Source organism: Streptomyces sp. NPDC101166, from assembly GCF_044768125.1.
Classification (GTDB): domain Bacteria; phylum Actinomycetota; class Actinomycetes; order Streptomycetales; family Streptomycetaceae; genus Streptomyces.
Map to the genome: position 1 here is coordinate 72,064 of NZ_JBIWPF010000012.1, position 13,479 is coordinate 85,542.

A 13,479-nucleotide genomic window follows, 5' to 3' on the forward strand; every position below is an offset into this window, starting at 1 on the left:
GTCTGACGGTGCGTCCGCACAGGTGAGCGGGCACGTCCAGCAGGCGGACGTGTGCTTCGGCCCCGCCCCCTCCTGCCGCTAGGGTGGCGGGGATCGAGCCGGACAGCGTGGTCCGGACCCGGCCCCCATGGAGAAGGTTTATCGGGCTATGCGCATTGGTGTCCTCACGTCCGGCGGCGACTGCCCCGGCCTGAACGCCGTCATCCGGTCCGTCGTGCACCGCGCCGTCGCCGACCACGGCGACGAGGTCATCGGCTTCCGGGACGGCTGGAAAGGCCTCCTGGAATGCGACTACCTCAAGCTCGACCTCGACGCGGTGGGCGGCATCCTCGCCCGCGGCGGGACCATCCTCGGCTCCTCCCGTGTCCAGCCCTCCCATCTGCGGGACGGCGTGGAGCGGGCGAAGGGCCACGTCGAGGAGCTCGGCCTCGACGCCGTCATCCCGATCGGCGGCGAGGGCACGCTCAAGGCGGCCCGGCTGATGTCGGACGCTGGGCTGCCCGTCGTGGGCGTGCCCAAGACCATCGACAACGACATCGCCGTCACCGACGTCACCTTCGGCTTCGACACCGCCGTCGGGGTCGCAACGGAGGCCCTCGACCGGCTGAAGACCACCGCGGAGTCGCACCAGCGGGTGCTCGTGGTGGAGGTCATGGGGCGGCACACCGGCTGGATAGCGCTGCACTCCGGCATGGCGGCCGGCGCGCACGCCATCGTCGTGCCGGAGCGTCCGTTCGACGTCGAGGAGCTGGCCCGGCGGGTCGGGGAGCGCTTCGAGGCGGGCAAGCGGTTCGCGATCGTGGTGGCCGCGGAGGGCGCCAAGCCGAAGCCGGGCAGCATGGCCTTCGACGAGGGCGGCAAGGACATCTACGGCCACGAGCGGTTCGCGGGGATCGCCCGGCAGCTGTCGGTCGAGCTGGAGTCCCGGCTCGGCAAGGAGGCCCGGCCGGTGATCCTCGGGCACGTGCAGCGGGGCGGGACGCCGACGGCGTACGACCGGGTGCTCGCGACCCGCTTCGGGTGGCACGCCGTGGAGGCGGTGCACCGGGGCGAGTTCGGCCGGATGACGGCTCTGCGGGGCACGGACATCGTGATGGTGCCGCTGGCGGAGGCCGTGGAGACGCTGAAGACCGTGCCGGTCGAGCGCTACGAGGAGGCGGAGACCGTCCTGTAGGCACGGTGCCTGTGTGAGCTGCCCCCGGTGACGGAGATCGCCGGGGGCAGCTCTAGTCTTGGGGGGCTGGAATCGTACGAACCCCCCACGAATCAGGAGCCGGCGCAATGGATCACAGCGGGCACGGCACGACCATGGATCTGCCGCCGTTCACGCTGGGGCGGGGTCTTCACTGGTCGGCGGACCCGTTCTTCCTCGTCGCCTGTCTGGTGGGGCTCGGCCTGTACGCGTGGGGGGTGCTGCGGCTGCGGCGGCGCGGGGACGCGTGGCCCGTCGGGCGGACCGTGTCGTACGTCGCCGGCGTGCTGACCGTCGCGCTGATGATGTGCACCCGGCTGAACGACTACGGCATGGTCATGTTCAGCGTGCACATGGTGCAGCACATGGTGATCAGCATGCTGTCGCCGATCCTCCTCTTGCTCGGCGCGCCGATCACGCTGGCGCTGCGCGCGCTGCCGACGGCGGGCCGGGGCCGCAAGGGGCCGCGTGAGCTGCTGCTGATGCTGCTGCACAGCCGGTACATGCGGATCGTCACCCATCCCGCGTTCACGATCCCGCTGTTCATCGCGAGCCTGTACGCGCTGTACTTCACGCCCCTCTTCGACTTCCTGATGGGCTCCAAGGCGGGCCACGTCGGGATGATGGTGCACTTCCTCGCCGTGGGCGTGGTGTTCTTCTGGCCGATCATGGGCGTGGACCCGGGGCCCAACCGGCCCGGCTATCTGATGCGGATGCTGGAGCTGTTCGCCGGCATGCCGTTCCACGCGTTCTTCGGCATCGCGTTGATGATGGCGACCGCGCCGATGGTGAAGTCGTTCGAGAACCCGCCCGCCTCCCTCGGCGTCGACCCGCTCTCGGACCAGAACGCGGCCGGCGGGATCGCCTGGGCGTTCAGCGAGATCCCCTCGGTGCTGGTGCTGATCGCGCTGCTGTTCCAGTGGTACCGCTCGGAGCAGCGCCAGGCCAAGCGCGAGGACCGGGCCGCCGACCGCGACGGCGACAAGGAGCTGGAGGCCTACAACGCGTATCTGGCCTCCTTGAACGCTCGCCGGGGCTGAGGGTTCCCATGGGGTCCTCGCACCATGAGCGCCGGAACCAGGGCACCATGGAGGGGGACACGCCCTGAGGAGGGTGTGCCGGAGGAGGGTGTCGCGATGCCCGGTTCCACGGACGGTTCGACGAAGACCATGGGGGTGCTCACCCTCGGCGGTCTCGTCGTGGTGACCGCCTACACGGTGGCGCTAGGCAGCAACGGCTGGCTGTGGTTCGGCTGGGTCGTGCTCGGACTGGTCACGCTCGCCCTGGTGGTGACGCGCGCGAGCTGATCACTGCTCGGGGCGGGCGGCGGAGTGCACGCCGGGCTGGTACTTCGGCAGCCGTGCGGTGATCTTCATGCCCGCCCCGGGCGCGGTCTCGATGACCAGGCCGTGGTCGTCGCCGTAGACCTGGCGGAGCCGGTCGTCGACGTTGGACAGTCCGATGCCGCCGGACGGGCTGACCTCTCCCGCGAGAATGCGGCGCAGCAGGTCGGGGTCCATGCCGGCGCCGTCGTCCTCGATGACGACGAGGGCCTCGGCGCCGGTGTCCTGGGCGGTGATCCGGATGTGACAGGTGCCGGCCTTGCCCTCCAGGCCGTGTTTGACGGCGTTCTCCACCAGGGGCTGGAGGCAGAGGAAGGGCAGCGCGACCGGGAGCACCTCGGGGGCGATCTGCAGGGTGACGGCGAGGCGGTCGCCGAAGCGGGCGCGGACCAGCGCCAGGTAGTGGTCGATGGCGTGGAGCTCGTCGGCGAGGGTGGTGAAGTCGCCGTGCCGGCGGAACGAGTAGCGGGTGAAGTCGGCGAACTCCAGCAGCAGCTCGCGCGCGCGTTCGGGGTCGGTGCGCACGAACGAGGCGATCACCGCGAGCGAGTTGAAGATGAAGTGCGGGGAGATCTGGGCGCGCAGGGCCTTGATCTCGGCCTCGATGAGCCGGGTGCGGGACCGGTCGAGGTCGGCCAGCTCCAGCTGGACGCTGACCCAGCGGGCCACCTCGCCGGCGGCGCGGACGAGGACGGCGGACTCGCGGGGCGCGCAGGCGACGAGGGCTCCGTGCACCCGGTCGTCCACGGTGAGCGGGGCGACGACGGCCCAGCGGACGGGGCAGTCGGGGGCGTGGCAGGTCAGCGGGAAGGCCTCGCCGCGGCCGGTGTCCAGCGGGCCGGCCAGCCGGGCCATGATCTCCCGGCGGTGGTGCGCGCCGACGCCGTCCCAGACCAGGACGCGCCGGTGGTCGGTGAGGCACAGGGCGTCGGTGCCCAGGAGGGTGCGCAGCCGGCGGGCGGATCTGCGGGCGGTCTCCTCGGTGAGGCCGGCCCTGAGCGGGGGCGCGGCCAGGGAGGCGGTGTGCAGGGTCTGGAAGGTGGCGTGTTCGACGGGCGTGCCGAGGCCGCCGAGGCTTTCCGGGCGGGCGGTGCGCCGGCCGAGCCAGAAGCCGGCGGCGAGGAAGGGCAGGATCGCTATGCACAGGCCGGCGAGGAAGCCGCTCATGCCCGCACCTCCCGCAGTTCCTCGGCGCGCAGTTCCTCGGGCAGGTGGAAGCGGGCCAGGATCGCCGCCGTCCCGGCCGGGACCCTGGCCGGGGTGGCCAGGGAGACGAGGATCATGGTGAGGAAGCCCAGGGGCACCGACCACAGGGCCGGCCAGGCCAGCAGGGCGTGCGGGGTGCCGGTCACGGGCAGGCCCGCCATGGTCGCGGCGACGGCGGCGAAGGCGGAGCCGCCGCCGACCAGCATCCCGGCGGCCGCGCCGGGCGGGGTCAGCCGCCGCCACCAGATGCCGAGGACGAGCAGCGGGCAGAACGAGGACGCCGAGACGGCGAAGGCCAGCCCCACCGCGTCGGCCACCGGGAGTCCGCCGACCAGCAGGCTCGCCGCGAGCGGCACCGCCATGGCCAGTGTGGTGCCCAGCCGGAAGTGGCCCACGCCCCGGGCGGGCAGTACGTCCTGGGCGAGGACGCCGGCCACGGCCATGGTCAGGCCCGAGGCGGTCGACAGGAACGCGGCGAAGGCCCCGCCGGCGACCAGCGCGCCCAGCAGATCCCCGCCGAGGCCGCCGATCATGCGGTCCGGCAGCAGGAGGACGGCGGCGTCGGCGTCGCCGGTGAGGGCGAGTTCCGGGGCGTACAGGCGGCCCAGGGCGCCGTAGAGGGGCGGCAGCAGGTAGAAGCCGCCGACGAGGGCGAGGACGGCGACGGTGGTGCGGCGGGCGGCCACGCCGTGCGGGCTGGTGTAGAAGCGGACGACGACGTGCGGCAGGCCCATGGTGCCGAGGAAGGTGGCGAGGATCAGCCCGTAGGTGGCGTACAGGGGGCGTTCCTCACGGCCGGCGGCGAGAGAGGTGGACATGCCGCCGTCGCCGCCCCGGCCGGCGGCGGGGACGGCGGAGCCCTCAGGGAAGGTGAGGCGTGTGCCGCGCTCGACGCGGTGGGCGCCGGCGGCGAGGCGGAGCTCGGCGGCCTCGTGGCGGCGGCCGTCGACGGTCCCTGTCACCGTCACGGTGAGGGGCCGCTCCAGACGGAGGTCGAGGGTGTCGTCGACGCGTACGGTCCGCTGTTCGCGGAAGGCGGGGGGTTCGGCGAAGGCGTGCCGGGGGGCGCCGTCGCCCTGCCAGGCGAGGACCAGGAAGAGGGCCGGGACGAGCAGGGCGGTGAGCTTGAGCCAGTACTGGAAGGCCTGCACGAAGGTGATGCTGCGCATGCCGCCGGCGGCGACGGTCGCGGTGACGACGACGGCGACGATCAGTCCGCCCAGGGAGTCGGGCGCGCCGGTGAGGACCGTCAACGTCAGTCCGGCTCCCTGGAGTTGAGGCAGCAGGTAGAGCCAGCCGACGCCGACGACGAAGGCGCCGGCGAGGCGTCTGACGGCCGGTGAGGCGAGGCGGGCCTCGGCGAAGTCGGGGAGGGTGTAGGCGCCGGAGCGGCGCAGCGGGGCGGCGACGAAGAGGAGCAGGACGAGGTAGCCGGCGGTGTAGCCGACCGGGTACCAGAGCATGTCGGAGCCCTGGACGAGCACCAGTCCGGCGATGCCGAGGAAGGAGGCGGCGGAGAGGTACTCGCCGCTGATGGCGGCGGCGTTGAGGCGGGGGCCGACGGTCCGGGAGGCGACGTAGAAGTCGGAGGTGGTGCGGGAGATGCGCAGACCGAAGGCGCCGACGAGGACGGTCGCCACGACGACGAGGGCGACGGCGGGCACGGCGAACGTGGGGTTCATCGGGCGTCGGCCCCCACGTCGCCCGGGTGCGGGTCGTGTCGGTGCTTCATCGGTCCTCGACCAGGCGCACCAGGTCGCGTTCGTTGCGTTCGGCGCGGCGGACGTACCAGCGGGCGAGCAGGATCAGCGGGGCCTGTACGCCGAAGCCGAGGACCGCCCACTGAAGGCGGCGGGCGTCGGGCAGCGCCGCGAACAGCAGGGGCAGCGGGCCGACGAGGAGGGCGAGGACGGCGAACACGGTGAGGGCGGAACGCAGTTGGGTGCGCATGAGGGAGCGGACGTAGGTGTGGCCGAGGGTGGTCTGCTCGGCTATCTCGGCGCGCGGGCGGTGGTAGCCGACGGCGCGCCGGCCGCGCCGGTTGCCGCCGCGGGGCGGGCCGGTGACGACGACGCGGCGCTCGGCGGGGTCCTGCGGCACGGCTACGGCCTCCTCATCAGCAGGTCCCGCAGCTCACGGGCGTGACGCCGGCTGACCTGGAGTTCCTCGCCGCCGGCGACGACGCTGACCGTGCCCGCGCCCAGGCGGAGTTCGCCTATGTGGCCGAGGGCGACGAGATGGCGGCGGTGGATGCGGACGAAGCCGCGGGCGCGCCAGCGTTCCTCCAGGGTGGACAGCGGTATCCGCACGAGGTGGCTGCCGCGGTCGGTGTGCAGCCGGGCGTAGTCGCCCTGGGCCTCGACGTGGGTGATGTCGTCGACGGCGACGAACCGGGTCACGCCGCCCAGTTCGACGGGTATCTGGTCGGGATCGGGTTCGTGGACGGGTATGCGGGGGGCCGCGCCGCGCTGTTCGGCGGCCCGGCGGACCGCTTCGGCGAGGCGTTCCCTGCGGACGGGTTTGAGGACGTAGTCGACGGCCTTGAGGTCGAAGGCCTGGACGGCGAAGTCCTCGTGGGCGGTGACGAAGACGACCAGCGGCGGGCGGGCGAACCCGGTGAGCAGCCGGGCCAGGTCGAGGCCGTCGAGGCCGGGCATCTGGATGTCGAGGAAGACGACGTCCACAGCCTCCGGGCCCCCGGGGCCGGACTCCAGCGCGCGGTTGATCCGGCGCAGCGCCTCGGTCGCGTCACCGGCGCCCTCCACGCTGCCGATCCGGGGGTCGGCGTCGAGGAGGTACAACAGCTCCTCCAGCGAGGGACGTTCGTCGTCGACGGCGAGGACACGCAGCATGGACGTGGAGTCTAGGCGCGATCGACAGGCCTGGACATGGACCGGACGTGGACGTGTCCGCCGGATGCGGTGCCCGGCCGTCGGCGCTGGATACAGTCCCCGCATGAACAGCGGACCCGCCCTCTTCGACGAGCTCGACCGGAAGATCCTCACCGCGCTGATGGCGAACGCCCGGACGAGCTTCGCCGAGATCGGGACGGCGATCGGACTGTCGGCGACGGCGATCAAGCGGCGGGTGGACCGGCTGCGGGAGTCGGGGGTGATCACGGGGTTCACGGCCACGGTGAAGCCGTCGGCGCTGGGGTGGCGTACGGAGGCGTACGTGGAGGTGTACTGCGAGGGGGCCGCGCCGCCGCGGCGGCTGGCGGAGGTGGTGCGCAACCATCCGGAGATCACCGCCGCGATGACGGTGACGGGCGGCGCGGACGCGCTGCTGCACGTGCGGGCGCGGGACGTGCAGCACTTCGAGGAGGTGCTGGAGCGGATCCGGGTGGAGCCGTTCATCCGCAAGACGATCAGTGTGATGGTGCTGTCGCATCTGCTGCCGGAGAGCCCGGAGGCCGGTGCCACCCACGCCGCCCCGGACGACGCAGCAGAAGTGCGCTGAACGGCGTCGACACGCAGTGATCGTGCGTTGACACGCAGCGCTCGTCGCTTGTCGGGCGTCCCCCGGCTTTCTACCGTGGTGTCAACCCCACGTCGACGCCGGTGCCCGACGCCGGTCGAACGCCTTGGGAGACAGTGAAGCGGAGGGACCCCTCTGTGACCGACACCGTGACCGGCGCCCGTACGCCCCGCTCCAGGCGCTTCCTGGTCTGCGAACCCAGACACTTCGCCGTGCGGTACGCCATCAATCCGTGGATGCGTCCCGACACCCCCGTCGACGTCGACCTCGCGCGGGAGCAGTGGCAGTCGCTGATCCGCGCCTACCGCGCCCACGGACACACCGTGGACTCCGTGGAGCCGGCCCCCGGACTGCCCGACATGGTCTTCGCGGCGAACTCCGCGGTCGTCGTCGGCGGCCGGGTGTTCGGCTCGCTGTTCCACGCGCCGGAGCGGCGCGGCGAGTCCGCCCACTACGACACCTGGTTCCAGGCGGCGGGCTACGAGGTCCACCGGCCCCGGTCCGTGTGCGAGGGCGAGGGGGACCTGGTGTGGACGGGCCGGTACGTGCTCGCCGGCACCGGGTTCCGCACGACCCGGGAGGCGCACCGGGAGGCGCAGGAGTTCTTCGGCCACCCGGTGATCAGCCTGACGCTGGTCGATCCGCACTTCTACCACCTGGACACGGCGTTGTTCGTCCTCGACGACGACAACGTCTCCTACTATCCGGAAGCGTTCTCGCCGGGCAGCCGGGCGGTGCTGGCGCGGCTGTACCCGGACGCGGTGCTCGCCACCCGCGACGACGCGTTCGCGTTCGGCCTGAACTCCGTGTCCGACGGCCGTCATGTGTTCATCGCCCCGCGGGCCGAGGCCCTCGCCGCGCGTCTGGAGGAGCGCGGTTACGTCCCCGTCCCCGTCGACCTGTCCGAGTTCCAGAAGGCCGGCGGTGGCATCAAGTGCTGCACTCAGGAGATCCGTTCATGACCGCTCCCGCCCGTGTCACCGCCCCCGCGCGCACCTCCGCCGAGCTGATCCGGGCCGAGGAGCCCGTCCTCGCGCACAACTACCACCCGTTGCCCGTGGTCGTGGCCCGTGCCGAGGGGGCATGGGTGGAGGACGTGGAGGGCCGCCGGTATCTCGACATGCTGGCCGGCTACTCGGCGCTGAACTTCGGCCACCGGCACCCGGCTCTGGTGGAGGCCGCGCACCGCCAGCTGGACCGGCTGACGCTGACGTCCCGCGCGTTCCACAACGACCGGCTCGCCGAGTTCGCCGAACGGCTGGCGGAGCTGACGGGACTGGACATGGTGCTGCCCATGAACACCGGCGCGGAGGCCGTCGAGAGCGGCGTCAAGGTGGCCCGCAAGTGGGCGTACGAGGTGAAGGGCGTGCCGGCGGACCGGGCGACGATCGTGGTCGCCGCGGATAACTTCCACGGCCGCACGACGACGATCGTGAGCTTCTCGACGGACGAGACGGCGCGGTCGGGGTTCGGTCCGTTCACGCCGGGCTTCCGGATCGTGCCGTACAACGATCTCGCGGCGCTGGAGGAGGCGGTCGACGAGACGACGGCGGCGGTGCTGATCGAGCCCATCCAGGGCGAGGCGGGCGTGGTGATCCCCGACGACGGCTATCTGGCGGGGGTGCGGGAGCTGACCCGCCGGGCGAACGCTCTGTTCATCGCGGACGAGATCCAGTCGGGTCTCGGCCGGACGGGGCGGACGCTGGCGGTGGAGCACGAGGGGGTCGTCCCCGACGTGGTGCTGCTGGGCAAGGCGCTGGGCGGCGGGATCGTGCCGGTGTCGGCGGTGGTGGCCCGGCGGGACGTGCTGGGCGTGCTGCGTCCGGGCGAGCACGGGTCGACGTTCGGCGGGAATCCGCTGGCGGCGGCGGTGGGGACGGCGGTGGTGGAGCTGCTGGAGACGGGCGGGTTCCAGCGGCGGGCGGCGGAGCTGGGAGCGGTCCTGCGGGAGGGGCTGGCCGCTCTGGTCGGGCGGGGCGTCGTCGGCTTCCGCGCACGCGGACTGTGGGCGGGGGTCGACGTGGATCCGGCGGTGGGGACGGGACGGGAGATCGGGGAGCGGTTGCTGCGGGAGGGCGTCCTGGTGAAGGACACCCACGGCTCCACGATCCGGCTGGCCCCGCCCCTGACGATCACCGAGGAGGAGCTGACGGCGGCTCTGGGGGCGCTGGCCAAGGTGCTCGCGTAACAGCCCCCCTCCGGAAGGAAACCTTCCGCTTCTCTCGCCTCGCCTGCGGCGCCGGTGAGGAGGGTGAAGATGGGGGCCGGAGATGGTAGACCACTCTCAGCGACAGAGAGGTCAGCCGTGGGCTCACACGACGAGGACGGCGTCGCCCGTCGGGGGTTCGACGTGGCGGACGCCGCGCCGCTGCTGCTCGACGCGCGGGGTGTGGTGACCAGTTGGACCAGGGACGCCGAGCGCCTGCTGGGGTACGCGGGCGACGAGGCGGTGGGCAAGGACCTGGCCGGGCTGCTGACCCCGGGGGACGCCGGGCGGGTGCCGGACGTCCTGGAGCGGTGCCGTCGCGACGGCGGGTGGGCGGGGCTGCTGTCCGCCCGCCGCAAGGACCAGGAGCCGGTGCCGGTGATGGCGCGGATCACCTCGGCCGACGAGCCCGGCGGCCCGGCCCGCTGGCTGGCGCTGCTCAACGAGATCGGGGACGCGCCCGGCTGGAGCATGAACCGCTCGGTGCTGGAGCAGATGGTGGACGGGGCTCCGGTGGGCATCGCGGTCGTCGACACCGATCTGCGGTTCGTGTGGTCGAACGCGGCGCTCAGCCGGTTCGGGGGCGGGCCGCCCGAGCGGCGGCTCGGGCTGCGGCTGGCCGACGTGCAGCCCGGTTTCGACGCCCGGGCGGTGGAGGCGCAGATGCGGCACGTCCTCGACACCGGTGAGCCGGTCCTCGGGTACGAGCACGTGGGACGGCTGCGCGCCGCTCCGCACCGGGAGACGGCGCACATGCTGTCGTTCACCCGGCTCGACGACGAGCACGGCCATCCGATGGGCGTCTACTACACGGTCGTGGACATCACCGACCGCCATCGGGCCCGGCAGCGCCTGGCGTTGCTGGACCGGGCCGGCCGGCACATCGGCCGCGGTCTGGACATCGGGCGCACGGCGCAGGAGCTGGCCGAGGTGGCGGTGCCGGGGTTCGCGGACGCCGTCGCCGTGGATCTCCTGGAGGCCGTGTTCCGGGGTGCGGAGCCCGGTGCGCGGCAGCCGGCGAGGCCCGGCGGGTCCGTGGCCCTGCGGCGGGCCGGGCGACGGCCGGGCGGCGCGTGTGGGGAGCAGGGGGGTTCGGCGGCGGGGGCCGCCGGTGGCGAGGTCGTCGTCTACCGCGGGGACTCGCCGCCCGTGCGCGTTCTGGCCTCGGGGCAGCCGTGGAGCGTCGAGCGGCTCATGGACGAGGACGGCGCGTGGGGTCCGGCGCTCCCGGCGGTGGCCGGTGACGCGGGACCGCCCAGCGTGCTCGTCGTACCGGTGCGGGCGCGCGGCGCCACGCTCGGCGTCGCCACCTTCCTGCGCCGGGGCACGCAGGAACCTTTCGGCGAGGACGACGTCGCCCTCGCGGAGGACCTGGTGTCGCGGGCGGCGGTCTGCGTGGACAACGCCCGCCGCTACACCCGTGAGCGGGACGCGGCGCTGGCGCTCCAGCGCAACCTTCTCCCCCACCGGCTGCCCGGGCAGGACGCCGTCGAGGCGGCCGCCTGCTACCGGCCGGCCGACGAGCTGACCGGCCTCGGCGGCGACTGGTACGACCTGATCCCGCTGTCGGGTGCGCGGGTGGCCCTCGTCGTGGGCGAGGCGCCGGGGCACGGCATCGACGCCGCCGCGGCGATGGGCCGGCTGCGCACCGCCGTGCGGACGCTGGCCGCCCTGGACCTGCCGCCCGAGGAGGTGCTGGCCCGACTGGACGATTTGGTGGGCAGCCGGGCCCACGAGGACGGCGACGACGCGGACGCCGACGACGGGGGCGGCGCGCAGACAGTGGGAGCGGGGTGCCTCTACGTCGTCTACGACCCCGTGGACGGGCGGTGCGCCATGGCCGCCGCCGGGCACCCCGCCCCGGCCCTGGTCGGGGCCGACGGGAGGGTCACCTTCGCCGACCTGCCCCAGGGACCGCCCCTCGGCGTGGGCGGCCCGCCGTTCGAGGCGGCCGTGCTGGAGCTGCCGGAGGACACGACGCTGGCGCTGCACACGGACGGGCTGATGGCCCGGCACGGCGAGCGGTGGGCGCTCGACACGGACCGGACCAGGCTGCGGCAGGCCCTGGCGGTCCGGGCGGCGTCGCTCGACCTGAGCTGCCGGACCGTGATCGACGCGCTCGTCCCGGACCGCCCGCACGACGACGTGGCCCTGCTGATGGCCCGTACCCGGCGGCTGCCGGCCGACCGGGTCGCGGTCTGGGAGCTGCCCGCCGACCCGGCGGCGGTCGCCGACGCCCGCAAGGCGGCGACGCGCCGGCTGGCCGACTGGGGGCTGGAGGAGCTGTCGTTCACGACCGAACTGGTCGTCAGCGAGCTGGTCACCAACGCCATCCGGTACGCCGTCGGCCCGATCCGGCTGCGGCTGATCCGCGGGCGGGCGCTGGTGTGCGAGGTCCACGACGGCGGCGCCACCGCACCCCATCTGCGCCATCCGCGCACCACGGACGAGGGCGGCCGGGGGCTGCTGCTGGTCTCTCAGGTCACCCGGCGCTGGGGCACCCGGTTCGTCCCCGAGGGGAAGATCATCTGGGCGGAGCAGTCCCTGACCTCGCCCGACGTGTGACGGCGCGCGGCCCGTCCGCCGCCCCGGTCCTCTTCAGCCGGACAACCCGCGTCCCGCCCCCATGAGAAAATGACGCAAAACCGGCAGATGGGGCACGGGTCATGAGCGACACGGAGATCGACTACGCGGCGGTGTTCCAGGCCCTGCCCGGGATGGTCGCCCTGCTGACCCCCCAGCTGGTGTACGCCGACGCCAACGAGGAGTTCCTGCGGGTGGCGGGGCGCCGGCGCGAGCAGATGATCGGCCGCCATGTCTTCGAGGTCTTCCCTGACAACCCCAACGACCCGGCCGCGAGCGGTGTGCGCAACCTGGAGGCCTCGCTGCACCGCGTGCTGGCCACCGGCGAACGCGACGCCATGGCCCTCCAGCGCTACGACGTCGAGTCGCCCGAGCGACCCGGCGAGTGGGAGGAACGCTACTGGAGCCCCGTCAACGCGCCGGTGATCGGACCCGACGGGTCGGTGGCGCTCGTCGTGCACCGCGTCGAGGAGGTGACGGAGCTGATCCGCGCCCGCGGCGGCCGCGGGGCCGGCGGCCGGGCCCGGGTGCTGGAGGCCGAGCTGTACACCAGGGCCCGCGAACTCCAGGAGCTCAACGAGCGCCTGCGCCTGGCCCACGCCCGCGAGCGCGAGGTGGCCCTCGCCCTCCAGGAGGCGATGCTGCCCGCGCACACTCAGGTACGTCATCCCGGAGCCGCCGTGCGCTACCGGCCCGCGGTCGGCGCGCTCAACGTCTGCGGGGACTGGTACGACCTGGTGGACCTGGTCGGCGGCCGGCGCATCGGCGTGTCCGTGGGGGACGTCGTGGGGCACGGCCTGGAGGCCGCCGGGGTGATGGGGCAACTGCGCAGCGCCCTGAGCGCCACCTCCCGGGTCGCCGTGGGCCCCGCCCAGGCACTGGACGTCCTCGGCCGGTACGCCCATGTCGTGGACGGCGCCGAGTCCGCCACGGCGGTCACCACGTTCATCGACTTCGACCATCACACCATCGCCTACAGCAGCGCCGGTCATCCCCCTCCGGTGCTCGTGCACGCCGACGGCCGGGTGGAGTTCCTCGACCGGGCCACCGACCCCCCGCTGGACGCGCGCCCCGACCCGGTACCCCGCCCGCAGGCGACCACGTCCTTCGACCCGGGCGCCACCCTCGCGCTGTACACCGACGGCCTGGTGGAGCGCCGCCACGAGGACCTGGACATCGGCCTGACCCGCCTCGCCGACTCCCTCGCCCGGCACCGCGCCGACGACCCCGAGACCCTGGCCGACGCGGTGCTCCTGGAACTCCTGCCCCACGGAGGCGCGACGGACGACACGGCGTTGGTGATCGTGCGTCTGTGAACCGGCGGCGGTCGACGCCGGGCACGCATGTGCAGTTCGCGCGCTCGCCGGGTCGCTTCGTCGCCTCCCGCGGCTCCCCGGGGTTGCTGGGCGGCGCCCCTGAGCAGGACCCTGGTCAGGCGGCCATCCCGCCGATCCGCCGGAGTGAGGAGCAAC

The 13,479-nt window shown here is 73.5% G+C and carries 12 protein-coding genes; 8 read left to right on the top strand and 4 right to left on the bottom strand.

Annotated elements, in window-relative coordinates; genetic code table 11:
* Positions 1 to 148: 148 nt before the first annotated feature.
* From ACIRS4_RS21640 to ACIRS4_RS21650, 3 genes are all read left to right on the top strand, one after another.
* Positions 149 to 1,174, top strand: a complete 1,026-nt coding sequence (locus ACIRS4_RS21640) for a 6-phosphofructokinase (RefSeq protein ID WP_130439942.1) — start codon at positions 149 to 151, stop codon at positions 1,172 to 1,174.
* Between the two features lie 107 nt (positions 1,175 to 1,281).
* The gene (locus ACIRS4_RS21645) at positions 1,282 to 2,232 is read left to right on the top strand and encodes a cytochrome c oxidase assembly protein (RefSeq protein WP_404198286.1); all 951 of its coding nucleotides are present in this window, start codon (positions 1,282 to 1,284) and stop codon (positions 2,230 to 2,232) included.
* Between the two features lie 96 nt (positions 2,233 to 2,328).
* Entirely contained in the window at positions 2,329 to 2,499 is a 171-nt protein-coding gene (locus ACIRS4_RS21650; RefSeq protein WP_130439938.1) for a hypothetical protein, read from the top strand.
* Here the strand turns inward: ACIRS4_RS21650 and ACIRS4_RS21655 are convergent, their stop codons facing one another.
* From ACIRS4_RS21655 to ACIRS4_RS21670, 4 genes are read right to left on the bottom strand one after another with little or no spacing between them, the layout of a single operon-like run.
* The gene (locus ACIRS4_RS21655; RefSeq protein ID WP_404198290.1) at positions 2,500 to 3,702 is read right to left on the bottom strand and encodes a sensor histidine kinase; all 1,203 of its coding nucleotides are present in this window, start codon (positions 3,700 to 3,702) and stop codon (positions 2,500 to 2,502) included. It lies immediately after the preceding gene.
* A complete protein-coding gene (locus ACIRS4_RS21660) occupies positions 3,699 to 5,423 on the bottom strand; it encodes a cation acetate symporter (RefSeq protein ID WP_404198293.1) in 1,725 nt (574 codons plus the stop codon). The genes ACIRS4_RS21655 and ACIRS4_RS21660 overlap by 4 nt, the downstream gene beginning before the upstream one ends.
* Positions 5,424 to 5,469: 46 nt before the next feature.
* Positions 5,470 to 5,841 carry a hypothetical protein gene (locus tag ACIRS4_RS21665; protein WP_404198295.1) on the bottom strand — a complete coding sequence of 124 codons (372 nt, stop codon included), beginning with the start codon at positions 5,839 to 5,841 and terminating at the stop codon, positions 5,470 to 5,472.
* 2 nt (positions 5,842 to 5,843) lie between these two features.
* Positions 5,844 to 6,593 carry a LytR/AlgR family response regulator transcription factor gene (locus ACIRS4_RS21670; RefSeq protein WP_404198298.1) on the bottom strand — a complete coding sequence of 250 codons (750 nt, stop codon included), beginning with the start codon at positions 6,591 to 6,593 and terminating at the stop codon, positions 5,844 to 5,846.
* A gap of 103 nt (positions 6,594 to 6,696) precedes the next feature.
* Here ACIRS4_RS21670 and ACIRS4_RS21675 point away from each other — a divergent pair, with 103 nt between their 5' ends.
* The 5 genes from ACIRS4_RS21675 to ACIRS4_RS21695 all read left to right on the top strand — a co-directional run bounded on the left by ACIRS4_RS21675 (position 6,697) and on the right by ACIRS4_RS21695 (position 13,323).
* Complete coding sequence (locus tag ACIRS4_RS21675) at positions 6,697 to 7,200, top strand: Lrp/AsnC family transcriptional regulator (RefSeq protein WP_404198300.1); 504 nt, start codon at positions 6,697 to 6,699, stop codon at positions 7,198 to 7,200.
* 167 nt (positions 7,201 to 7,367) lie between these two features.
* On the top strand, positions 7,368 to 8,180 hold the full coding sequence (ddaH, locus tag ACIRS4_RS21680) for a dimethylargininase (RefSeq protein ID WP_404198915.1): 813 nt from the start codon (positions 7,368 to 7,370) through the stop codon (positions 8,178 to 8,180).
* Entirely contained in the window at positions 8,177 to 9,406 is a 1,230-nt protein-coding gene (gene rocD, locus ACIRS4_RS21685) for an ornithine--oxo-acid transaminase (RefSeq protein WP_404198303.1), read from the top strand. The genes ddaH and rocD overlap by 4 nt, the downstream gene beginning before the upstream one ends.
* A 117-nt stretch (positions 9,407 to 9,523) precedes the next feature.
* Entirely contained in the window at positions 9,524 to 11,989 is a 2,466-nt protein-coding gene (locus tag ACIRS4_RS21690) for a SpoIIE family protein phosphatase (RefSeq protein ID WP_404198306.1), read from the top strand.
* Positions 11,990 to 12,090: 101 nt separating this feature from the next.
* Positions 12,091 to 13,323 (top strand): PP2C family protein-serine/threonine phosphatase, encoded by a 1,233-nt coding sequence (locus ACIRS4_RS21695; RefSeq protein ID WP_404198308.1) that lies wholly within the window; start codon positions 12,091 to 12,093, stop codon positions 13,321 to 13,323.
* The last annotated feature ends 156 nt before the right edge of the window (positions 13,324 to 13,479 follow it).